Raw genomic sequence first — 23,342 nt, 5'->3', positions numbered from 1 at the left:
GTGTTAACCGGGCAGGTTGCCGCCGGCGGTAGACCAAAGCGGTATAAATGGCAAGCAGGCGCGCTTTCCGGTACTATGCGGCGGTTTTTGAGTCAATGAGGCCGTAATAATGGCAACCACGCTGTTTAAAGATTTTCAGTTTGAAGCCGCACACCGTTTGCCGCACGTGCCGGAGGGCCATAAATGCGGCCGTCTGCATGGGCATTCGTTTATGGTGCGTCTGGAAGTAACCGGTGAAGTGGACGCCCACACCGGTTGGGTGATGGATTTCGCCGAGCTTAAGGCCGTGTTCTCGCCAATTTGGGAGCGCCTGGATCACCATTATCTGAACGATATTCCAGGATTGGAAAATCCCACCAGCGAAGTGCTCGCCGCCTGGATCTGGCAGCGGCTCAAACCTCAGTTGCCGGAACTGACTGCGGTGATGGTGAAAGAGACCTGTACCGCCGGATGCGTATATAAAGGTTGATCCCCTTCATCTTTCAAGCTGCAGCGTTGTTGGCTGCAGTTTGAAAGCTTTTGACTCAGGCAACTAAGCAATATTCAAATATTTGTGGGTTTGCATCGACAGGCGCCAGTTGCGCGCGATGCAGGTCTCGATGCACAGGCGGGTCGCCTCTTCCTTCTGGCTGATCGGCTGCAGCGCGATAATGCGCGCCTTGTCATCCTGCAGCGTCGCCAACAGCGCGTCCAGCGCCTCGATATCCCGTTCACGCGCCACCGGATGCTTCACTTCGTCGGCGCGCTGCAGCGCCTGATCCAGCACCTTCATACCGCCGCGCATATTCACCTTGGGTGAAACCGTCACCCAGGTTTTGGCCGAACAGCGGATCTCGTGGGTGCCGCTGGTTTCGATCTGGCAACCGTAGCCCTGCTGCTCGAACAGCTCGGTCAGCGGCGTCAAATCGTAGATGCACGGCTCGCCGCCGGTGATTACCACGTGGCGCGCGGTATAGCCCTGTTGGCGCATCACCGCCAGCAGCTGCTCGGCGCTGGCGCTGCCCCAGGCGTCGCTCTCTGCGGTTTTGACCAGGATCCGCTGCATGTCGACTTCCCGATTGGCTTCCTTTTCCCAGGTATGCTTGGTGTCGCACCAGCTGCACCCTACCGGGCAGCCCTGCAGGCGGATAAAAATGGCCGGTACGCCGGTGAAAAAGCCTTCGCCCTGCAAGGTTTGGAACATCTCATTAATCGGGTACTGCATCGGTTTCTCAATCTGGAAAGGTAAAACGCGATTATCGCAGATTCCGGCCCGGCGACCAAATGGCCAAAATTGTATTAAATTTTATCCCAGCCCCCGGCGCCAGCATATCTCACCGGCTATAAGGCTCATTTAATTGGCTTTCTGAAGCTGCGCCGTTGATCCGCGATGCAACCTGCTCCGTCAAAAACAACACTCAGGTAACAAATAAGATAAATATATTTGACATAAAGCGGCGAGACGCAGATGTATATACAAGCAAACACAAGCCGGGCGACAGTTCCGGCAACGTCTCCATCACCACTACATCTGCGTTTAGAGGGTGCCATGACTCATTCCAGCGAGTTGAATATTCAACAGGCTATCGACGACAGCAAGTTTTCGCTGTTCCACTGGACCTTGATCATTCTCGGGTTCCTGATCCTCGCCATCGACGGTTTCGACACCGCCGCCATGGGGTATATCGCCCCCTCGGTCGCCAAAGACTGGGGATCGTCAAACAGGATCTGGGGCCGGTGCTGAGCGCCGCGCTGCTCGGCCTGTCGCTCGGCGCGCTGGTCGCCGGGCCAATCTCGGATCGCATCGGCCGCAAACGGGTGCTGGTATTCTCCTGCCTGTTCTTCGGCCTGTCGAGCCTGGCCACCGCCTACGCCGGATCGCTCAACAGCCTGACGCTGTGGCGCTTTCTCACCGGCCTGGGGCTGGGCGCGGCGATGCCTAACGCCATCACGCTGATCTCGGAATATGCGCCGCAGCGCTGCCGTTCGCTGGCGATCAACACCATGTACTGCGGCTTCCCGCTGGGCGCGGCCGGCGGCGGCGCCATTTCATCCTGGCTGATCCCGGCCTACGGCTGGCACAGCGTGCTGCTGCTGGGGCGATTGCGCCGCTGGTGCTGACCGTGCTGCTGATCCTGTTCCTGCCGGAGTCGGTCAAATACATGGTCAACCGCGGCCAGGACGCGATGAAAATCAAACGCATCGCCCAACGGTTCGTCAGCCGCAACCTCGACAGCGTGACCCGTTTCTCTCTGTATGAGGAAAAGCTGGCGCAGTCGAAGACCAGCGTCGGCCTGCTGTTTACCCGCCCCTACCTGCTCGGCACGCTGATGCTGTGGCTCACCTATTTTATGGGACTGGTGATCTACTACGTGCTGCTGAGCTGGATGCCGATCCTGATGCAGGGGTTGGGCTATCAGCTGGAACAATCGGCGATCCTCACTTCGCTGTTCACCTTCGGCGGCACGCTGGGCATTCTGGTGGCCGGCTGGCTGATGGACCGCTGGAATGCGCATAAGGTGGTATCGAGCGGCTTCGTCATCACCGCTCTGCTGATTGTGGCGATGGCCACCGAGGACAGCCATATCGTGCTGTTGGGCGCCTTCATCTTCCTGATGGGCATCACCATGAACGGCGCCCAGTCCGGCCTGCAAACCCTGGCGGCCACCTTCTATCCCACTCACAGCCGCGCCACCGGCATCGCCTGGATGCAGGGCATCGGCCGCTTCGGCGGCGTCGCCGGCACCATGATGGGCGCGCAGTTGCTGGCCATGCAGTGGGAGGTGCAAAGCATCCTGATGTTCCTGTGCGTTCCGGCGCTGATCGCCGCCATGGCGACGGTGTTCAAAATGACCCGCAGAGCGGTGCTGCAACCGGCCACCTGATCCCTCGCAACCCCGCAAAAGCCCGCCCCCGGCGGGCTTTTGGCTTTCCGGCGATAGGATTTATTTATCGCTGACGGCCAACTGTAACCAGCATGTAAAAATATTGTGATTTGACGCTCAAAAATGACTCAATTTTAATTCATTTTTGTTGAATAGCTCACTGTTCTCCCGCGTGCGGCTAATGACGCCGGCGACACAAACCAATTCAATTTATTGATAAATAAAACAAATAATTTTCTCTTATGCCATTTCCAATCGCAACTGGTCAGTGTTGCATATGCTTGTACATACAAGTATATGTTAATAAAACCCTACGCATTGTTATGCCGTGGTGATTACCCCACCGCGTCATGGGATCTGCACCGATACTGTTTGAGGAAAACGCTGTGACTACAAATAACAAAGTTCGCAATGTCGATGTACGCGCGCCACGCGGCACACAATTAAATGCAAAAAGCTGGCTGACCGAAGCGCCGTTACGCATGCTGATGAACAACCTCGATCCGGAAGTGGCGGAAAACCCGCATGAGCTGGTGGTGTACGGCGGCATCGGCCGCGCCGCGCGCGACTGGGACTGCTACGACAAAATCGTCGCAACCCTGAAAACGCTGGAAGACGACGAAACCCTGCTGGTGCAGTCCGGCAAGCCGGTCGGCGTGTTCAAAACCCACAGCAATGCGCCGCGCGTGCTGATCGCCAACTCCAACCTGGTGCCGCACTGGGCCACCTGGGAACACTTTAACGAGCTCGACGCCAAAGGTCTGGCGATGTATGGCCAGATGACCGCCGGCAGCTGGATCTACATCGGCAGCCAGGGCATCGTGCAGGGCACTTACGAAACCTTCGTCGAAGCGGGCCGCCAACATTACGACGGCAGCCTGCAGGGCCGCTGGGTGCTGACCGCCGGTCTGGGCGGCATGGGCGGCGCGCAGCCGCTGGCCGCGACCCTGGCCGGCGCCTGTTCGCTGAACATCGAATGCCAGCAAAGCCGCATCGATTTCCGTTTGAAAACCCGCTACGTCGATGAGCAGGCCACAGATCTGGACGACGCGCTGGCCCGCATCAAGCGTTACACCGCCGAAGGCAAAGCCATCTCTATCGCGCTGTGCGGCAACGCGGCGGAAATTCTGCCGGAGCTGGTGCGCCGCGGCGTGCGCCCGGACATGGTCACCGACCAGACCAGCGCCCACGACCCGTTGAACGGCTACCTGCCGAACGGCTGGAGCTGGGAAGAATACCGCCAGCGCGCCCAGACCGAGCCCGCCAAAGTGGTCACCGCCGCCAAGCAATCGATGGCCGAACACGTGAAAGCCATGCTGGCGTTCCAGCAGATGGGCGTGCCCACCTTCGACTACGGCAACAACATCCGCCAGATGGCGAAAGAAATGGGCGTCGACAACGCCTTCGATTTCCCGGGCTTCGTGCCGGCCTATATCCGTCCGCTGTTCTGCCGCGGCATCGGGCCGTTCCGCTGGGCCGCGCTGTCCGGCGACCCGCAGGACATCTACAAAACCGACGCCATGGTCAAAGAACTGATCCCGGACGACGAACACCTGCACCGCTGGCTGGACATGGCGCGCGAGCGCATCAGCTTCCAGGGCCTGCCGGCGCGCATCTGCTGGGTTGGCCTGGGCCAACGCGCCAAGCTGGGCCTGGCGTTCAACGAAATGGTACGCCGCGGCGAGCTGTCGGCGCCGATCGTCATCGGCCGCGACCACCTCGACTCCGGCTCGGTCTCCAGCCCTAACCGCGAAACCGAATCGATGAAAGACGGCTCCGACGCGGTATCCGACTGGCCGCTGCTCAACGCCCTGCTGAACACCGCCAGCGGCGCGACCTGGGTTTCTCTGCACCACGGCGGCGGCGTCGGCATGGGCTTCTCCCAGCACTCCGGCATGGTGATCGTCTGCGACGGCACCGATGAAGCCGCCGAGCGCATCGCCCGCGTACTGCATAACGACCCGGCCACCGGCGTAATGCGCCATGCCGATGCCGGCTACGACATCGCCATCGACTGCGCCCGCGAGCAAGGCCTGAACCTGCCGATGGTCGCCGCCACTCAAGGAGGCAAAGCATGAAAGCGCTGACTATCCGCCCTGGGCAATTGACGCTGGCGCAGCTGCGCGACGTGTATCGGCATCCGGTCACCCTGCAGCTGGACGACAACGCCTACGCCGCCATTCAGCAAAGCGTCGCCTGCGTGGAACGCATTGTGGAGGAAAACCGCACCACCTACGGCATCAACACCGGCTTTGGCCTGCTGGCCTCCACCCGCATTGCGCGGGAAGATCTGGAGAACCTGCAGCGTTCGATCGTGCTGTCTCACGCCGCCGGCGTGGGCGCACCGACCGACGACAGCCTGGTTCGCCTGATCATGGTGTTGAAGATCAACAGCCTGTCCCGCGGCTTCTCCGGCATTCGTCTGGAGGTGATCCAGGCGCTGATCGCACTGGTCAACGCCGAAGTGTACCCGCACATTCCGCTGAAGGGCTCGGTGGGCGCCTCCGGCGACCTGGCGCCGCTGGCGCACATGAGCCTGCTGCTGCTGGGCGAAGGCAAGGCGCGCCATCAGGGCGAATGGCTGCCGGCGACCGAAGCGCTGGCCAAGGCGGGCCTGAAACCGCTGACGCTGGCGGCGAAGGAAGGCCTGGCGTTGCTGAACGGCACCCAGGTTTCTACCGCCTTCGCCCTGCGCGGCCTGTTCGACGCGGAAGACCTGTACGCCGCCGCCACCGTGACGGGCAGCCTGACGGTGGAAGCGGCGCTGGGTTCGCGCAGCCCGTTCGATGCGCGTATCCACGAGGTGCGCGGCCAACGCGGCCAAATCGACGCCGCCGTCGCCTATCGCCATCTGCTCGGCGAGCGCAGCGAGGTGTCCGATTCGCACCGCAACTGTGAAAAAGTGCAGGACCCCTACTCCCTGCGCTGTCAGCCGCAGGTGATGGGCGCCTGCCTGACGCAAATTCGCCAGGCCGGCGAAGTGCTGGAGACCGAAGCCAACGCGGTATCCGATAACCCGCTGGTGTTCGCCGAACAGGGCGACGTGCTGTCCGGCGGCAACTTCCACGCCGAGCCGGTGGCGATGGCCGCCGACAACCTGGCGCTGGCGTTTGCCGAAATCGGCTCGCTGTCCGAACGCCGCATCTCGCTGATGATGGACAAACACATGTCGCAGCTGCCGCCGTTCCTGGTGGAAAACGGCGGGGTGAACTCCGGCTTTATGATAGCCCAGGTTACCGCCGCGGCGCTGGCCAGTGAAAACAAGGCCCTGTCGCACCCGTCCAGCGTTGACAGCATCCCGACCTCCGCCAACCAGGAAGACCACGTTTCCATGGCGCCGGCCGCCGGGCGCCGCCTGTGGGAAATGGCCGACAACGTGCGCGGCATTCTGGCGGTCGAATGGCTGGCCGCCTGTCAGGGCCTGGATTTCCGCACCGGCCTGAAAACCACCGCAGGGCTGGAGCAGGCGCGCCGTTTGTTGCGCGAGCATGTCAGTTTCTACGACAAGGATCGTTTCTTCGCCCCCGACATTGAAGTCGCCAGCCAGCTGCTGGCGGCCGGTCACCTGACATCGCTGCTGCCTGCGGCGCTGCTGCCTAGCCTGGCGTAACCACAAAATCTGACCACGCAGTTTGTTCTGTCCCCACCGGGTGCGTTCCACCCGGTGCGGGCAGCGCGTGCCTGTTCGGCAAAAAACTCAACGGGAAGCAACATGCGTAACGACACGACACAACTCAGACGCGGACTAAACGCGCGGCACATCCGCTTTATGGCCCTCGGCTCGGCGATCGGCACCGGCCTGTTTTACGGCTCCGCCGGCGCCATTCAGCTGGCCGGCCCGGCGGTGCTGCTGGCCTATCTGGTGGGCGGCGCGGCGGTGTTCATGGTGATGCGCGCGCTGGGTGAAATGGCGGTGCATCAACCGGTTTCCGGTTCGTTCGGCCACTACGCCAGCCACTATCTCGGCCCACTGGCCGGCTTCCTCACCGGCTGGACCTACACCTTCGAAATGGTGATCGTCGCACTGGCGGACGTCACCGCCTTCGGCATCTATATGGGGCTGTGGTTCCCGGACGTCGCCCAGTGGGTGTGGGTGCTCAGCATCATCATGTTTATCGGCGCGCTCAATCTGTGCAGCGTCAAGGTATTCGGCGAGATGGAGTTCTGGCTGTCGCTGATCAAGGTCGCCGCCATCGTCGCCATGATCGTCGGCGGCGCGGCGGTGATGCTGTTCGGCTTCGGCCAAACGCAGCACGCCACCGGCATCAGCAACCTGTGGCAACACGGCGGCTTTATGCCTAACGGCATCGGCGGCGTGATCGCCTCGCTGGCGGTGGTGATGTTCGCCTTCGGCGGCATTGAGATTATCGGCATTACCGCCAGCGAGGCGAAAGACCCGGCCAAGGTGCTGCCGAAGGCGATCAACGCCGTGCCGGTACGCATCCTGCTGTTTTACGTGCTGACGCTGCTGGTGCTGATGGCGATTTATCCGTGGAACAGCATCGGCCAGAACGGCAGCCCGTTCGTCGAGATCTTCAGCAACCTCGGCATCAGCTCCGCCGCCAACGTGCTGAACGTGGTGGTGATCACCGCCGCCATTTCGGCCATCAACAGCGATATCTTCGGCGCCGGCCGCATGATGTACGGCATGGCGCAGGATGGTCAGGCGCCGAGAAGCTTCTCCAGACTGACCGCCAACGGCGTGCCCTGGATGACGGTGCTGGTGATGTCGGTCGCCCTGCTGCTGGGGGTGATCCTCAATTACCTGATCCCGAAACAGGTATTTATGATCATCGCCTCTATCGCCACCTTCGCCACCGTCTGGGTATGGCTGATGATCCTGCTGTCGCAGATAGCCATGCGCCGCACCCTGTCGCCGCAGGAGGTCAGCCAGCTGAGCTTCCCGGTGCCCTGGTGGCCGGTAGCGCCCGCCTTGGCGACGGCGTTCATGCTGTTCGTCATCGGCCTGCTCGGCTACTTCGAGGAAAGCCGCATCGCCCTGTACGTCGGGCTGGTGTGGGTCGCCTTCCTCACCCTGGCTTACTGGCTGTGGGTGCGCAAAAAAGGCGGGGGTTCACCCGTCGCCGCCACGCCGCAAAGCTATTAAAAACCATGAGCCCGCCGTTCCCGGGCTCTTTGTCATTAACGCGGAGTATCACTATGCAAACACGACACAAAATATGGCTACCGTTAATCGCGCTGGGCCTGATGACCGGCAGCCTCTCGGCCCGCGCAGCAGGCTGGTGCGAATCCGGCAAGCCGGTAAAATTCGCCGGCCTGAACTGGGAAAGCGGCATGCTGCTGACCGACGTCATGCAGTACGTGCTGCAAAAAGGCTATGACTGTAAAACCGATTCGCTGCCCGGCAACTCCATCACCATGGAACAGGCGATCGGCACCAACGATATTCAGGTGTTCGCCGAAGAGTGGATCGGCCGCAGCGAAGTGTGGAACAAGGCCGAGAAAGCCGGCAAGGCGGTCAGCGTCGGCGCCCCGATCGTCGGCGCGGTGGAAGGCTGGTACGTGCCGCGCTACGTGATCGAAGGCGACGCCAAGCGCAAGCTGAAGCCGCTGGCGCCGGATCTGAAAAGCATCCCGGACCTGGCCAAATACGCGCAGGTGTTCCGCGATCAGGAAGAACCGGAAAAAGGCCGTTTCTACAACTGCCCGGCCGGCTGGACCTGCGAGCTGGACAACACCGCCATCCTGAAAAAATTCAAGCTGGACGACAAGTTCACCAACTTCCGCCCCGGCACCGGCCCGGCGCTGGATACCGCCATCCTCTCCAGCTACCGCCGCGGCGAGCCCATCCTGTTCTATTACTGGTCGCCGACCCCGATCATGGGCCAGCTCGATCTGGTGAAGCTGGAAGAGCCGGGCGTGGACAAAAACATTCACATCAAGGTCGGCCTTTCCAGCGTGTTTAACCAGCAGGCGCCGGAGTTGGTGCAGGTGTTGGCGAAAGTGAACCTGCCGCTCGATCTGGTTAACCAGAATCTGGCGCGCATGAGCAAGGAACGCATCAGCTCGCAGAAGCTGGCGCTGGAGTTCTTCAAACAGCACCCGGACATCTGGAAACAGTGGGTGAGCGAAGACGCGGCGAAAAAAATTCAGGCTTCCTTGTAGGCATTCTCAGCTTTCAGTAAACACGCTCCCGGCGCCTGCATGGCCCGGGCCGGACAGGGGAAAAATTTATGTTTCCAGAACGCTTTACCTTCTCCATCGCCGATTGGATCAACGGCTGGGTCGATGTGCTGGTCACCCACTATGGCGATATGTTCCGCAAGATCTCCGACACCCTGCTGTGGGCGGTGATCCATCTTGAAAGCCTGCTGCGCGCCACCCCCTGGTGGCTGATGCTGGCGGTGGTCGGGCTGCTGGCCTGGCACGCCACCCGCCGCTGGCTGCCGACGCTGGTGATTGTCGGCCTGCTGCTGCTGGTCGGTACCGCCGGCATGTGGGACAAGCTGATGCAAACCCTGGTGCTGGTGCTGGTGGCCACGCTGCTGGCAGTGATTATCGGCATTCCTCTGGGCGTGCTGGCGGCGCGCAACGACCGGGTGCGGGCGGTGATGATGCCGCTGATGGACGTGATGCAAACCATGCCGAGCTTCGTGTACCTGATCCCGGTGCTGATGCTGTTCGGCCTGGGCAAGGTGCCGGCGATCCTGGCGACGGTGATCTACGCCACGCCGCCGCTGATCCGCCTGACCGACCTGGGGATCCGCCAGGTCGACAAGGAAGTGATGGAGTCGGTCACCGCCTTCGGCGCCAATCGCTGGCAGAAACTGTTCGGCGTGCAGCTGCCGCTGGCGCTGCCGAGCATCATGGCCGGCATCAACCAAACCACCATGATGTCGCTGTCGATGGTGGTGGTGGCTTCGATGATCGGCGCGCGCGGCCTGGGCGAAGACGTGCTGGTGGGCATCCAGACGCTGAACGTCGGGCTGGGGCTGGAGGCCGGCCTGGCGATCGTCATTCTGGCCGTGGTTATTGACCGTATCACTCAGGCCTATGGCCGCTCCGCCGTTGCGAGGTAATCCCAATGAACAAAATCGAAATCCAAAACGTTTACAAGATTTTCGGCCACAAAACGGCGGCGGCGCTGGCGATGAGCCGGCAGGGCAAAACCAAGCAGGAAGTGCAGGCGGCCACCGATTGCGTGGTCGGGGTGCACGATCTGTCGATGTCGATCGCCGCCGGCGAGATCTTCGTGATCATGGGGCTGTCCGGATCCGGCAAGTCTACGCTGGTGCGCCACTTCAACCGATTGATCGACCCCACCAGCGGCCAGATCCTGGTGGACGGCGAAGATATCCTGCGCTACGACGAGAAGCAGCTTGAGCACTTCCGCCGCCACAAGATCAGCATGGTGTTCCAGAGCTTCGGCCTGCTGCCGCACAAAACGGTGCTGGACAACGTCGGCTACGGCCTGAAGGTGCGCGGCGAAGCCAAAGAGGTCTATCAGGAACGGGCGCGCCACTGGATCGACACCGTCGGGCTGAAAGGCTATGAGAAATCCTATCCGCATCAGCTGTCCGGCGGCATGCGCCAGCGCGTCGGCCTGGCGCGCGCGCTGGCGACCGACACCGACATCATTCTGCTGGACGAAGCCTTCAGCGCGCTCGATCCGCTGATCCGCGCCGAAATGCAGGATCAGCTGCTGGCGCTGCAAAAAGAGCTGCATAAAACGCTGGTGTTCATCACCCACGATCTGGACGAGGCGGTGCGCATCGGCAACCGGATCGCGATCCTGAAAGACGGCAAGCTGATCCAGGTCGGCACCCCGCAGGAGATCCTTAACAATCCGGCGGATGAATACGTTAACCGCTTCGTGCAGCGCCGTCTGGCGCTGGATGAAAACATGCAGAAGCCGCGCCCGACTATCATGGCCAGCGCCTGAGGAGAACCTGATGAATTACCCTTCTTCCGTTACCCTCGACAGCCAGCCGCTGTGCTGGCGGGACGTCGTGGCGGTAGCGCGTTATGGCGCGCCGCTCAGCCTGTCTGACGCCGCCTGGGCGCGCATCGACAACGCCCAGGCGATCGTGCAAAAGATCGTCGCCAGCGAGCGGCGCGCCTACGGCGTCAATACCGGCCTGGGCGCGCTGTGCAATCAGGCGCTGCACGGCGAGCAGCTGGCGCAGCTGTCGCGCAATACGCTGATGAGCCACGCCTGCGGCGTCGGCGCGCCGCTGAGCGACGAACAAACGCGCGCCATTATCTGCTGCGCCATCGTCAACTACAGCCACGGCAAATCCGGCATCCAGCGCCCGCTGGTGGCGATGCTGTTGGGGTTGCTCAACCGCGGCATCACGCCGCAGGTGCCGGCGCAGGGCTCGGTCGGCTATCTGACCCATATGGCGCACGTCGGCGTCGCCCTGCTCGGCCTGGGCGAGGTCAGTTACCGCGGCCGGCTGGTGAGCGCCGCGCAGGCGCTGGCGGCCGAGGGGCTGGAATTGCCGCCGCTGGGCGCCAAAGACGGGCTGTGCCTGGTCAACGGCACCCCCTGCATGACCGGGCTGAGCTGCCTGGCGCTGGCCGATGCGACCCGGCTGAGCCGCTGGGCCGACGTGCTGGGCGCCATGAGCTTTGAAGCGCTGCGCGGGCAGATCGCCGCCTTCGACGCGGAGATCCTGGCGCTGAAGCCGCACCCCGGCATGCAGGCGGTGGGCGAGAACCTGCGTGCGCTGCTGAACGGCAGCGAAGCGATCGCCGCCAGCGAGGGCATCCGCACCCAGGATGCGCTGAGCATTCGTTCGATCCCGCAGGTGCATGGCGCCTGCCGCGACCAAATCGCCCATGCCGAGCGGCAAATTGACACCGAGCTGAACGGCACCAGCGACAATCCGCTGTTGCTCGGCACGCCGGATGACTTCCGGGTGATGTCGCAGGCCAACCCGCACGGCGAGTCGGTGGCGATGGCCGCCGATCTGCTGGCGATCGCCATCGCCGAGCTGGGCGGCATCGCCGAACGGCGCATCGATCGGTTGATCAATCCGCTGGTCAGCGGCCTGCCGGCGTTTCTGGTCAGCGAGCCGGGGGTCAACTCCGGCATGATGATCGCCCAGTACGTTTCGGCCGCGCTGTGCGCCGAAAACCGTCAGCTGGCCCAGCCCTGCGTGGTGGATAACTACGTCACCTCGGCGCTGCAGGAAGACCATCTGAGCATGGGCACCGGCGCGGCGCTGCGGCTGCGGCGTGCGCTGGATAACTGCAACCAGATATTGGCGATCGAATATCTGCTGGCGGCGCAGGCTTTCGAATTTTTGCAGCCGCAACGTTTTGGCGAGGGCACCGGGCGCGCCTGGCGACAGCTGCGACAAAAGGTGGCGCCTTATCATCAGGATCGCTGGCTGGCGCCCGATATCGCCGCCGCCGCCGCGCTGCTGCGCGACGAGGCGGTTCTGGCGGATATCGCTCCCGCCCTGCGTTAACCCCCTCCCCGCCGTCGGCCGTCGGCGGGGTGGCTTACTCGGCGCGCTCCAGCGCCTGCTGGATATCCGCCTGCAGATCCTCAAACGCCTCCAGCCCGGCGGACAGCCGAATCAGCCCGTCGCTGATATGGTGGCGCCGCCGCTCTTCGGCGCTGTAGGCCGAGTGGGTCATGCTGGCCGGGTGCTGCGCCAGGCTTTCGCAATCCCCCAGGCTGACCGCCCGCAGTATCAGCCGCAGCGCGTTGAGGAAGCGGATGCCCGCCGCCATGCCGCCCTTAAGCTCGAACGCCAGCATGCCGCCGGGGCGCGCCATTTGCCGCTGCGCCAGGGCGTGCTGCGGGAAGGTGGCCAGGCCGGGATAGTCGACCCGCGCCACCGCCGGATGCCGCGCCAGCCTCTCCGCCAGCCGCTGGGCGTTGTCGCAGTGGCGCTCCATGCGCAGCGGCAGCGTCTTCAGGCCGCGCAGCAACAGCGCCGCATCCTGCGCCGACAGCACCGCGCCGTTCATGTCCTTCAGCCCCACCAGCCGGATATCCTGCGCCAGAGCCTGGGTGGTCACCGCCAAACCGGCCAGCAGATCGCCGTGGCCGCCGAGGTATTTGGTGGCCGAGTGCACCACGATGTCGGCGCCCAGCGTCAATGGCCGTTGCAAATACGGCGTGCAGTAGGTGTTATCCACCAGCAACAGCGCCTGTTGACGGTGGGTAATCTCCGCCACCGCGGCGATATCGATCAGCCGCATATTGGGGTTGGCCGGCGTCTCGCAGTACACCAGCCGGGTACGCGGCCCGATCGCCGCCGCCAGCCGCTCCGGCCGGGTCAGGTCGACATGGGTTATTTTCACGCCGTAGCGCGCCAGGCCCTGATGAAAATAGCTGAAGGTGCAGCCATAAATGGTTTCATCGACGATCAGCTCGTCGCCCGGGCTGAGCAAGGTCCAGCAGCAGGCGGTGATCGCCCCCATGCCGGAGGAAAACGCCACCGCCGCCTCCCCGTCTTCCAGATTGGCGATGCGCTGTTCCAGCAGGTTCAGCGTCGGGTTGGCGATGCGCGAATAGAAATAGCCCGGTTCGGTGCCGGCAAAGCAGGCGCCGCCGTATTCCGCCGTGGGGAAGGTGAAGGTGGAACTCATATACACCGGCGGGCACAGCGCGCCCTGATGCTGCTGGGGATCGTAGCCGTGGTGAATCGCACGGGTGGCGAAGGCGTGGCCAAAAGTGGCAGACATAACAACTCCTTACCTGAGTGAGTAAAGCCAATTCGATTACTCGTCGGCGGCATCCGGCGGCAGTGCGCCGTTGCGCGTGCGCTGGCCGATGATTTGCAGGGTGCGCAGCACCAGCATCAGGCCCAGCAGGGTATCCGGCTGCCGCAGCAGGGCGTACAGCGCGCGAAAGTTGGCGGCCTGCGGGTTCAGCTGCAGTTCGCCGTGCGCCATCTTCAACGCCGTGCCGCCCTCCCACCCCAGCGTCACCAGCCCTTCAAACACGCCGGCCAGCTTTTCCACCAGCGCGTTGTCGGCGATATCCACCAGGTCCGACAACAGCGACAGCAGATCGACCACGTTGTCCAACCTGCCGCCGGCCAGCAGCGGCTGCAGCTTGTCCAGCAGCGCCGCCAGCGGTTCGTGTTCCGCGTTATCGCTCATATCAGCCCCCTCACCGTGGCCCAATAAAGGCCGCGGTTAAAACCGTTGCGCAGCATGCCGCCCGCCTTGGTGGCCGGCGTCGGCAGCACGTCGTGACGATAGTCGTACACCAGCGGCATGCCGGCGTGCAGCCCCATCTGCGCAATCGCCTGCACTTTGCCGTCGTAATGACTGACGGTGCGCCCCAGCCGCATTTCCGCCACGATATTGTCGGCGATCACCGGCGCCTGATTGTGGCAGGAACCGCCGGCCTTGCTGACCGGCAGATCCACGGTATCGCCGATCACGTAAACCCCCTGCTGGCCGTACACCTGCAGCGTCTGGTGGTCGGTCGGCAGCCAGCCCTCGCCGTTTTGCAACTCGCTCAGCCCGGTATTGCGCACCGCTTCGACCGCGCGGATCGGCGGCGTCGCCATCAGGATGTCGAACGGCTGCTCCTCGCCTTCGGCGGAGTAAGCGATTTTCCGCTGTTCATCCACCCGGCTGAGGGTAAAGCCGCGCTGGTGGCGAATATCGCGCGCGGCGAAAATGGCCGGCAACGCTTCGCCGGTCGGGCGCTGCAGGAACAGGCAATTGCGCAGCAGTTGGGAGATGGTCGGGTAGGTGTAAACAATTTCCACCGCTTTGCGTACCCCGCGCCGCCGCAGGTAATCATCCAGCATCAGGGTGGTTTCGATCGGCGCGATGCCGCACTGATGCGGTACGTTGGGGGTTTCAGGGAAGGAGACGGTGATGAAGATGCGGCCTTTCTCGATGGTCGCCAGCCGCTGCGCCAACCGGCGCGCGGCCTGATATTGGTAAAAATGGTCGCCCGCTTGCGCCAGCCCCTCGATGCGTTCCGGCCAGGGCACGCAGCCGGTGGCGAACACCAGAAAATCATAGGAATAACTTTTTCCGCTGCGGGTGGTAATAAGGCGCTGTTGGAGATCGAAAGCCTCGGCCCTGTCGACAACGAATTTTATTTCCGGCCGCAGCAAACTTTGCTGGGAGCGCATTAATTCCTGTTTGAAAAACGCGTTGAACGCCACATACATAAACGCCGGCTTATAATAATGCACCGGCGAATCCGAAAGCATTAATAACTCGACTTTATTATTCAATATTTCCCGATGCAGCTTGGCGGCCAACAAATTGGCTAATATGGTGCCCCCGGTTCCGCCACCGACTATCACAATTCTTTTTCGCATCAAGCCCTCACCCAACCGGCCGCTGAACCGGCAGTTTCAAAGCACTACGCTTAAGGGAATGGTTCGGCAGGACGACGGGTAATAACGCTGCCTCATTGGCAGTCTAGTAACTAAAAGATATAAATCAAATAAAATCGGAATATAAAAACAAGAATATGATTATAACAATGAAATTATCGGGTTAAATCGGCAAAGATAAAACACGATGAAAATATAAATAACTTATTATTTATAACATAAGGTTTATTTTTTTTGTCGCATAAAAAAACCCGCCGCGGCGGGTTTTCATTCAGCAACCGCTCAGCGGTTATTTACTGACCTTTAACTTCTTTCAGGCCGTTGAACGGCGCACGGTCGCCCAGCGCTTCTTCGATGCGAATCAGCTGGTTGTATTTGGCAACGCGGTCAGAACGGCTCATGGAACCGGTTTTGATCTGGCCAGCCGCAGTACCTACCGCCAGGTCGGCGATGGTAGCGTCTTCGGTTTCACCTGAACGGTGAGAGATCACCGCGGTGTAGCCGGCGTCTTTCGCCATCTTGATAGCCGCCAGAGTTTCGGTCAGGGAACCGATCTGGTTGAACTTGATCAGGATGGAGTTGGCGATGCCTTTCTCGATGCCTTCTTTCAGGATCTTGGTGTTGGTCACGAACAGATCGTCGCCAACCAGCTGGATTTTGTCGCCCAGCACTTTGGTCTGGTAAGCGAAACCGTCCCAGTCAGATTCGTCCAGGCCGTCTTCGATGGATACGATTGGGTACTGTTTGGTCAGCTCTTCCAGGAAGTGGGTGAACTCTTCGGAAGTGAAGGCTTTGTTGCCTTCGCCGGCCAGCACGTATTTACCGTCTTTGTAGAATTCGGAAGCCGCACAGTCCATCGCCAGGGTCACGTCTTTGCCCAGCTCGTAGCCCGCCGCTTTTACCGCTTCGGCGATAACAGCCAGCGCTTCGGCGTTGGAGCCCAGGTTTGGCGCGTAGCCGCCTTCGTCGCCTACTGCGGTGTTCAAGCCTTTGGCTTTCAGCACTTTCGCCAGGTGATGGAACACTTCGGAACCGATGCGCACCGCTTCTTTCAGGGTTTTCGCGCCAACCGGCTGGATCATGAATTCCTGAATGTCGACGTTGTTGTCGGCGTGCTCGCCGCCGTTGATGATGTTCATCATCGGCAGTGGCATAGAGAATTTGCCCGGAGTGCCGTTCAGTTCAGCGATGTGCTCATACAGCGGCATGCCCTTGGAAGCGGCGGCAGCTTTAGCGGCAGCCAGGGAAACCGCCAGGATGGCGTTAGCGCCGAATTGGGATTTGTTCTCGGTGCCGTCCAGCTCGATCATGATCTTGTCGATGTTCGCCTGGTCTTTGGCATCTTTACCCAGTACTGCCTGTGCGATCGGACCGTTTACTGCGGCAACGGCTTTCAGTACGCCTTTACCCAGGAAACGAGACTTGTCACCGTCACGCAGTTCCAGTGCTTCACGGGAACCGGTGGAAGCACCTGACGGCGCAGCAGCCAGACCGACGAAACCGCCTTCCAGATGAACTTCGGCTTCTACAGTCGGGTTACCACGGGAGTCGATGATTTCACGACCGATGACTTTAACGATTTTGGACATTAGGTTTTCCTCAGTACAAGTTAAACTAAAACTCCAGACAAACAGCGCACCGTTCTCACCGTGCGCCGCCCACCAAATATTTTATTTCACCTGGCGCTTCTGATGCTCACCGGCGGCCTTCACAAAGCCGGCGAACAACGGATGCCCATCACGCGGCGTTGAAGTAAATTCCGGGTGGAACTGACAGGCCACAAACCACGGGTGATTCGGCAGTTCAATGATCTCAACCAGCTTGTTGTCGGCGGAACGGCCGGCTACGCGCAGCCCGGCGGCTTCGATCTGCTTCAACAGCATGTTGTTAACTTCGTAACGGTGACGATGGCGCTCAACAATGGTCGGTTCGCCGTACAGCTGGCGCACCAGGCTATTGTCGGTCAGATGGCATTGTTGGCCACCGACGCGCATCGTGCCACCCAAATCGCTTTCTTCGGTGCGCACTTCGACGTTGCCGTCTTCGTCGCGCCATTCGGTGATCAACGCCACCACCGGGTACTTACAGTCTGGCATAAACTCGGTCGAGTTGGCGTTTTCCATGCCGGCAACGTTGCGAGCGAACTCCATCAACGCCACCTGCATGCCCAGGCAGATGCCCAGGTAAGGGATGTTGTTCTCGCGCGCATAGCGTGCGGTCATCACCTTGCCTTCTACGCCGCGGTAGCCGAAGCCGCCAGGGATCAGGATCGCGTCCAGCCCTTTCAGCACTTCCACGCCGCGGGTTTCCACATCCTGCGAGTCGATCAGCTTGATGTTCACGGTCAGACGGTTTTTCAACCCGCCGTGCTTCAGCGCTTCGATCACCGACTTGTAGGCGTCCGGCAGTTCGACGTATTTGCCGACCATGCCGATAGTCACTTCGCCGCCCGGGTTGGCTTCTTCGTAAATCACCTGTTCCCATTCGGCCAGGTTGGCTTCTGGCGCGTTCAGGCTGAATCGTTTACAAATATAATCGTCCAGCCCCTGAGATTTCAATAGGCCTGGGATTTTATAAATGGAATCAACATCTTTCAGAGAGATAACCGCCTTTTCCGGCACGTTGCAGAAAAGTGCGATTTTCGCGCGTTCGTTAGCAGGAACTGCGCGATCGGAACGGCAGATCAGCACGTCCGGCTGAATACCAATCGAAAGCAGTTCTTTTACGGAATGCTGAGTCGGTTTGGTTTTCACTTCACCGGCAGCCGCCATGTAAGGCACCAGCGTCAGGTGCATGTACAGGGTGTGTTCGCGGCCCACTTCCACCGCCATCTGGCGAATGGCTTCGAGGAACGGCAGCGATTCGATATCGCCGACGGTGCCGCCGATTTCCACCAGCACCACATCGTGGCCTTCGCCGCCTTCCAGGATGCGCTCTTTGATAGCATTGGTGATGTGCGGGATAACCTGTACGGTAGCGCCCAGATAGTCGCCGCGGCGTTCTTTACGCAGAACGTCGGAGTAGATGCGACCGGTGGTGAAGTTGTTGCGACGCGACATTTTGGTGCGAATGAAGCGCTCGTAGTGACCCAAATCCAGATCGGTTTCTGCGCCGTCTTCGGTGACGAAAACTTCCCCATGCTGAATCGGGCTCATGGTGCCCGGATCCACGTTGATGTACGGGTCCAGTTTCATGATGGTAACGTTGAGGCCACGGGCTTCAAGAATAGCCGCCAGAGAGGCTGCGGCAATGCCTTTACCCAGAGAGGATACGACCCCGCCGGTCACAAAAATATAATTAGTTGTCATGCTGAACCTGAGAGTTTAGGTTTAAAGACGATGGAAGAACCAAGACGGGAAAGTAGTATACCCGAACCTCTCTTGACCTACAAACGATCGTTTTGCTGTCCATCATCTCTGCCACCATCGGGTGTTCATCAGGGTTTAATCCAGCGGCGCCTCCCCAACCCTCTTTTAAAAACAAAGGGTTAACAGAGAAAGTTTTAATTTACCGCCCCTCTTTGACGATAAAACGCCTTAGATTTCAGTTTGTTGGCATTTCCCTGCCGCCAAATCACACTTCAGCTTGGCATGACCTCAAGCTTAACCGTTTCAGCTTGATTGAACCTTGTCGCCGATCAACATTGCGACACTGATAGGACAACGCCCGCGCGGATTAGTTTTCCCGACGTTTCACCTGCTGCCAGGCCGCTTCCATTTGCTCCAGCGTAGCGTCCTCCATCCGCAGCCCGCCCCGCGTGACGATCTCTTCCACCTGGCGGAAGCGGCGCTCAAACTTGCGGTTGGCGGCCTGCAGCGCGTTTTCGGCCTTGTGGCCGAGGTGGCGCGACAGGTTCACCGTGGCGAACAGCAGATCGCCAATCTCTTCCTCCAGTTTCTGCTCGTCGACCACCGCCTGTTGCGCCTCGTGCATCACTTCGTCGATCTCTTCGTACACCTTGTCCAGCACCGGGCCCAGCGTATGCCAGTCGAAGCCCACCGCGGCGCAGCGCTTTTGTATTTTATGCGCCTTCATCAGCGCCGGCAGCGCCTGCGGGATATCGTCCAGCGCCGAATGCAGCGCTTTCTCGGCGCGTTCGCCGGCCTTCAGCCGCTCCCAGCGCGCCGCTACGGCCTCGCTGTCTGCGGCATCGGCGTCGCCGAAGATATGCGGGTGACGCCGCTCCAGCTTGTCGCTGATGGCGTTGCACACCTCATCGAAATCGAACAGCCCCTGCTCCTGCCCCATCTGGGCGTAAAACACCACCTGGAACAGCAGGTCGCCCAGCTCATCGCGCAGGTCGGCATAGTCCCGGCGCTCGATGGCGTCCAGCACTTCGTAGGTTTCTTCCAGCGTGTAGGGCGCGATGGTGGCGAAGGTCTGCTTGCGATCCCACGGGCAACCGTTCTGCGGGTCGCGCAGCGTTTTCATGATGTTCAGCAGGCGCTGCAGCGGAGTGGATTGGGTCATAAAAAATCTCTGAGAAAAAGGGGGGCGCACTAGCCCGTTCGCCGGAACTCATGGATTTCGAGCCGCATCCGATATCGACGCGGCTCGAAAGACGCAGGGGATTTAGCTGCCGTGCAGGCGCTTGGCGTCTATCACGTCCGGCAGCTGATTCAGCTTCGCCAGCACCCGGCCCAGCACCTGCTGGTTGTAGATTTCGATATCCATATCGATGGTGGCCAACTGCTTTTTGGTGTCGCTCCGGCTGGCGACGCCCAGCACGTTGACCTTTTCGTTGGCCAAAATGGTGGTGATGTCGCGCAGCAGGCCGCTGCGATCGTTGGCCATCACCCGCACCACCAGCGAGTAACCGCTGGAATAGCTTTCGCCCCACACCGCATCGACGATGCGCTCCGGCGCATGCGACTGCAAATCGACCAGCTGATCGCAATCGGCGCGGTGGATCGAGATGCCGCGGCCCTGGGTGATAAAACCGATGATGTCGTCGCCGGGGATCGGCTGGCAGCAGCGGGCGATGTGGTGCATCAGGTTGCCCACCCCTTCCACCACCACCCGGCCGTTGTCCTTGCTGCGGGTCGGCGGCGGCGCTTTCTGCTGTACCAGCTGGCGCAGCGCTTCGCGATCCTGCTCTTCGGCGCTCGGTTTGTTGAACTTGCCCTGCAGGAAGTTCACCATCTGGTTGAGGCGAATGTCCCCGCCGCCGATCGCCGCCAGCACTTCATCCAGCGAATTCATGTTGTAGCGCGGGATCAGCAGTTTTTCGGCCTCTTTCAGGCTGATGCCCAGATGCTCCAGTTCGCTGTCCAGCATCTGGCGGCCGGCCAGGATATTCTTGTCGCGATCCTGCTTGCGGAACCAGTTGTGGATCTTCGATCGCCCGCGGCTGGTGGTGACGTAGCCCAGGTTCGGGTTCAGCCAGTCGCGGCTCGGGTTCGGCTGTTTCTGGGTGATGATTTCAATCTGATCGCCCATCCGCAATTGATAGGTGAACGGCACGATGCGCCCGCCAATCTTGGCGCCGATGCAGCGGTGGCCGACGTCGCTGTGGATATGGTAGGCAAAGTCGAGCGGCGTGGAGCCGGCCGGCAGATCCACCACGTCGCCTTTCGGCGTAAACACGTAGACCCGATCGTCGAACACCTGGCTGCGCACTTCGTCGAGCATCTCGCCGGAGTCCGCCATCTCTTCCTGCCAGGCGATCAGCTTGCGCAACCAGGCGATGCGTTCCTCGTAACCGGAACGCACGGTCGCCACCGCGCCCTCTTTGTACTTCCAGTGCGCGGCCACGCCCAGCTCGGCGTCTTCGTGCATCTGGCGAGTGCGGATCTGAATTTCCAGCGTTTTGCCGCGCGGGCCCAGCACCACGGTATGAATCGACTGATAGCCGTTCGGTTTCGGGTTGGCGACGTAGTCGTCGAACTCGTCCGGCAGATGGCGGAAGTGGGTATGCACGATCCCCAGCGCCGCATAGCAATCCTGCAGGCGTTCGACCACCACGCGCACCGCGCGCACGTCAAACAGCTCGTCGAAGGCCAGGTGCTTTTTCTGCATCTTGCGCCAGATGCTGTAAATGTGTTTTGGTCGGCCGTAGATTTCGGCCTTGACGCTTTCAGCGGCCATCGCGCCGCGCAGCGAGGCGACGAAGTCGTCGATAAACTGCTCGCGATCGATGCGGCGCTCGTGCAGCAGTTTGGCGATGCGCTTGTATTCTTCCGGGTGCAGATAACGGAAGCAGAAATCCTCCAGCTCCCATTTCAGCTGCCCGATGCCGAGGCGGTTGGCCAGCGGCGCATAGATGTTGGAACACTCTTTGGCCGCCAGCACGCGCTCGTCTTCCGGCGCGTCCTTCACCTCCCGCAGGTGGGCGATGCGCTCCGCCAGCTTGATGACCACGCAGCGGAAGTCCTCCACCATCGCCAACAGCATGCGCCGCACGTTGTCGACCTGCTCGGAGGCCATCGAGTCGTTTTGGGTGGCTTTCAGTTGGCGGATGGCGTCCATATCGCGCACGCCGTGCACCAGGTAGGTGATGCCCTTGCCGAACTCCTCGGTCAGGACCTCTTCCTGCACGATGCCGGCATCCACCAGCGGGAACAGCAGCGCGGCGCGCATGCTGTCGTTGTCCATGCTCAGGGTGGAGAGGATCTCGACCATTTCGAGGCCGCGCCACAGCAACAGCGGCGCGTTGGGATGGTTCTGGGTCTGCTGCTCACAATAACGCCAGGTTGCGGCTAATCGCTCACATGACTGCGGGTTAGGTAGCCCCAAGCTGGCGATCCACTCATCGAGAGCGAATTCACCCGCCGTATTCAGATGTGCACTTCTTACCGCAACCATAACCTCTCCCTACTATGCAGCGACCTCTGGCGCAGTGTCGTTGATAAACAGCGCCATTGACTCAAGATGCCCCGTGTGCGGAAACATATCCAGCATCCGCACGCGCGCAAGACGATAACCGGCGTCCAGCAACACTTTGCTGTCGCGTGCCAGCGTGGTGGGGTTACAGGAAACGTAAACCACCCGCCCTGGCGCCAGTTTTACAATGTGTGACATCACTCCAGCCGCACCGGCACGGGCAGGATCCAGCATCACTTTATCAAATCCTTGTGCTGCCCAAGGTTGCCGCGCAACGTCCTCCTCCAGGTTCTCGTGGAAGAAGGAGGCATTATTCAGCATATTCTTATGTGCATTATATTGCCCATTCGCCACCAGCGTGGCAACACCTTCTATGCCCACCGCCGCCGCGGCGCGCCGCGCCAGCGGCAGGGTAAAGTTGCCCATGCCGCAGAACAGGTCCAATACCCGATCATTGGGCTGAACCTCGAGCCATTCAAGGGCCTGCGCCACCATTTGCTGATTTACCGCGTCATTGACCTGAATGAAGTCCCGCGGGCTGAAGTCTAAGCGTAGCCCGTCGACCTGATAATACGGCGTTTCACCGCACAGTTTTTCCAGCCGATCGCTGTCCGGCGCCAAATAAATGGTTACGCTTTTTTGCTGCGCAAACGCCAGCAGCGCCTGGCGATCCTCCTCCTTCAGCGCGTCGAGATGACGCAGCACCAGCACCGGCCCGTTGTCCGCCAACACCAGCTCGGCGTGGCCCAGACGCCGCACGGCCTGCAACCCGCTCAGGCAATCGCGCAGCGGCGCCAGCAGCTGTTCCAGTTCGGGACGCAGCACCGGGCAATGGCTCACCGGCACCAGCTCGCTGGAGGCCGCCTGGCGAAAGCCCATCGCCAGCCGCTGCAGCTTCGGCTGCCAGGCCAGGCCCAGGCGGGCGCGGCGGCGATAGCCGTATTGCGGCCCGGCGATCACCGGCTCCTGCGGCGGCGTAACGCCGGTTTCGCGGGCGATCATGCGCACCAGCGCCGCCGCTTTGCTCTGCTGCTGCAGCGCCTCATCCGCATGCTGCTGCTGGCAACCGCCGCAAACGCCAAAGTGCGGGCAGCGCGGTTCAACCCGCTGCGGGCTGCGGGTCAGCAGACGCTTCAGCTTGCCCTTGGCGAACTGACGCTTGTCTTCCGTCAGCTGAATTTCCGCCTGTTCGCCGGGCAACACGCCCGCCACGAACACCGCCTTGCCGTTGTGGCGCGCCACGCCCTGGCCGAAGGGATCGAGGTCGCTGACCGTCACGGTCAATATTTGTAAGCTCTGCCGGGTCGTCACGCGGCGTTTGGGAGAGTAGAATTGCGCCATATTTGTCGATTGTGTGCTGGTTCAT

17 protein-coding genes and 1 pseudogene are annotated in these 23,342 nt (G+C 61.1%); 9 read left to right on the top strand and 9 right to left on the bottom strand.

From position 1 onward, the window contains the following. The first annotated feature begins 109 nt into the window (after window positions 1–109). Entirely contained in the window at window positions 110–469 is a 360-nt protein-coding gene (queD, locus tag D7I37_RS11015; protein WP_129543677.1) for a 6-carboxytetrahydropterin synthase QueD, read from the top strand. Between the two features lie 63 nt (window positions 470–532). Here queD and queE read toward each other — a convergent pair whose 3' ends face one another. Further along, window positions 533–1,204, bottom strand: coding sequence for a 7-carboxy-7-deazaguanine synthase QueE (gene queE, locus D7I37_RS11010; protein WP_061795016.1), 672 nt, complete (start codon window positions 1,202–1,204; stop codon window positions 533–535). A 324-nt stretch (window positions 1,205–1,528) separates the two neighbouring features. Between queE and D7I37_RS11005 the strand changes: the two are divergent. The 8 genes and pseudogenes from D7I37_RS11005 to hutH (D7I37_RS10970) all read left to right on the top strand — a co-directional run bounded on the left by D7I37_RS11005 (window position 1,529) and on the right by hutH (D7I37_RS10970) (window position 12,301). Beyond that, window positions 1,529–2,864, top strand: a pseudogene (locus D7I37_RS11005) (MFS transporter). Window positions 2,865–3,250: 386 nt separating this feature from the next. Continuing rightward, window positions 3,251–4,942 carry a urocanate hydratase gene (gene hutU, locus D7I37_RS11000; RefSeq protein WP_129543676.1) on the top strand — a complete coding sequence of 564 codons (1,692 nt, stop codon included), beginning with the start codon at window positions 3,251–3,253 and terminating at the stop codon, window positions 4,940–4,942. Further along, a complete protein-coding gene (hutH, locus tag D7I37_RS10995; protein ID WP_061795013.1) occupies window positions 4,939–6,474 on the top strand; it encodes a histidine ammonia-lyase in 1,536 nt (511 codons plus the stop codon). The genes hutU and hutH (D7I37_RS10995) overlap by 4 nt, the downstream gene beginning before the upstream one ends. Before the next feature lie 102 nt (window positions 6,475–6,576). Beyond that, window positions 6,577–7,971: an amino acid permease gene (locus tag D7I37_RS10990; protein WP_129543675.1), complete on the top strand. Its 1,395-nt coding sequence runs from the start codon at window positions 6,577–6,579 to the stop codon at window positions 7,969–7,971. 53 nt (window positions 7,972–8,024) lie between these two features. Next, window positions 8,025–8,990, top strand: a complete 966-nt coding sequence (locus tag D7I37_RS10985) for an ABC transporter substrate-binding protein (protein WP_061795011.1) — start codon at window positions 8,025–8,027, stop codon at window positions 8,988–8,990. A gap of 68 nt (window positions 8,991–9,058) precedes the next feature. Continuing rightward, window positions 9,059–9,904, top strand: coding sequence for a proline/glycine betaine ABC transporter permease (locus tag D7I37_RS10980; protein WP_129543674.1), 846 nt, complete (start codon window positions 9,059–9,061; stop codon window positions 9,902–9,904). Between the two features lie 5 nt (window positions 9,905–9,909). Continuing rightward, a complete protein-coding gene (locus D7I37_RS10975; RefSeq protein ID WP_129543673.1) occupies window positions 9,910–10,767 on the top strand; it encodes a glycine betaine/L-proline ABC transporter ATP-binding protein in 858 nt (285 codons plus the stop codon). 10 nt (window positions 10,768–10,777) lie between these two features. Further along, entirely contained in the window at window positions 10,778–12,301 is a 1,524-nt protein-coding gene (gene hutH, locus D7I37_RS10970; protein WP_061795008.1) for a histidine ammonia-lyase, read from the top strand. A gap of 34 nt (window positions 12,302–12,335) precedes the next feature. Here hutH (D7I37_RS10970) and D7I37_RS10965 read toward each other — a convergent pair whose 3' ends face one another. The 8 genes from D7I37_RS10965 to rlmD form a co-directional block, all read right to left on the bottom strand. Next, window positions 12,336–13,529, bottom strand: coding sequence for a methionine gamma-lyase (locus tag D7I37_RS10965; RefSeq protein WP_061795007.1), 1,194 nt, complete (start codon window positions 13,527–13,529; stop codon window positions 12,336–12,338). Window positions 13,530–13,565: 36 nt separating this feature from the next. Next, a complete protein-coding gene (locus D7I37_RS10960) occupies window positions 13,566–13,949 on the bottom strand; it encodes a hypothetical protein (RefSeq protein WP_061795006.1) in 384 nt (127 codons plus the stop codon). Next, window positions 13,946–15,136 carry an FAD/NAD(P)-binding oxidoreductase gene (locus D7I37_RS10955; RefSeq protein ID WP_061795005.1) on the bottom strand — a complete coding sequence of 397 codons (1,191 nt, stop codon included), beginning with the start codon at window positions 15,134–15,136 and terminating at the stop codon, window positions 13,946–13,948. The genes D7I37_RS10960 and D7I37_RS10955 overlap by 4 nt, the downstream gene beginning before the upstream one ends. Before the next feature lie 311 nt (window positions 15,137–15,447). Beyond that, on the bottom strand, window positions 15,448–16,743 hold the full coding sequence (gene eno / locus D7I37_RS10950; RefSeq protein ID WP_061795004.1) for a phosphopyruvate hydratase: 1,296 nt from the start codon (window positions 16,741–16,743) through the stop codon (window positions 15,448–15,450). A gap of 81 nt (window positions 16,744–16,824) precedes the next feature. Beyond that, window positions 16,825–18,462 carry a glutamine hydrolyzing CTP synthase gene (gene pyrG, locus D7I37_RS10945; protein ID WP_061795003.1) on the bottom strand — a complete coding sequence of 546 codons (1,638 nt, stop codon included), beginning with the start codon at window positions 18,460–18,462 and terminating at the stop codon, window positions 16,825–16,827. A 367-nt stretch (window positions 18,463–18,829) separates the two neighbouring features. Beyond that, the gene (mazG, locus tag D7I37_RS10940; RefSeq protein WP_095095779.1) at window positions 18,830–19,624 is read right to left on the bottom strand and encodes a nucleoside triphosphate pyrophosphohydrolase; all 795 of its coding nucleotides are present in this window, start codon (window positions 19,622–19,624) and stop codon (window positions 18,830–18,832) included. Between the two features lie 102 nt (window positions 19,625–19,726). Then, window positions 19,727–21,958 (bottom strand): GTP diphosphokinase, encoded by a 2,232-nt coding sequence (gene relA, locus D7I37_RS10935; RefSeq protein ID WP_061795001.1) that lies wholly within the window; start codon window positions 21,956–21,958, stop codon window positions 19,727–19,729. A 12-nt stretch (window positions 21,959–21,970) separates the two neighbouring features. Next, the gene (gene rlmD / locus D7I37_RS10930; protein ID WP_061795000.1) at window positions 21,971–23,317 is read right to left on the bottom strand and encodes a 23S rRNA (uracil(1939)-C(5))-methyltransferase RlmD; all 1,347 of its coding nucleotides are present in this window, start codon (window positions 23,315–23,317) and stop codon (window positions 21,971–21,973) included. Between the last annotated feature and the right edge of the window lie 25 nt (window positions 23,318–23,342).

The organism is Serratia sp. 1D1416, assembly GCF_003641105.1.
In the GTDB taxonomy this organism is placed as follows: Bacteria; Pseudomonadota; Gammaproteobacteria; order Enterobacterales; family Enterobacteriaceae; genus Serratia; species Serratia ficaria.
The sequence above is the reverse complement of the archived record's forward strand: the minus strand, read 5'-3'. Positions and strand labels throughout refer to the sequence as shown.